The sequence below is a fragment of the Pantoea sp. GbtcB22 genome (assembly GCF_019091025.1).
GTDB lineage: Bacteria > Pseudomonadota > Gammaproteobacteria > Enterobacterales > Enterobacteriaceae > Pantoea > Pantoea leporis.
This window is the reverse complement of record NZ_JAGXKB010000519.1, coordinates 1-250: the sequence shown is the minus strand read 5'-3', so window position 1 is coordinate 250 and position 250 is coordinate 1. Positions and strand designations below refer to the sequence as shown.

The 250-nt window shown below is 55.2% G+C and carries 1 pseudogene; it reads left to right on the top strand.

Annotated elements, in window-relative coordinates:
* Positions 1-250, top strand: a pseudogene (locus KVT28_RS25900) (hypothetical protein); the annotation flags it as partial.

The window sequence follows — 250 nt, the reverse complement described above, 5'->3', positions numbered from 1 at the left end:
AAGATATTCCACGATGGCTCAGCGAACAAAGCCGATTGGAAGGGCGTCGGCACCGCGAGGACCGAACCATCGGTCATCAGGACCTACATCAACGGGATAGCCTCAAGAGTCAACTCCAGACTGATTACTGAGAGGAAACTCAAAGTCGTGGTCGATGCCGGAAATGGCGCGCAGTCTCTCGCAGCCCCCTATCTGCCCGAGGCGCTTGGCTGCAGAGTGATAACGATCAACTCGATAATCGATGGGAGCT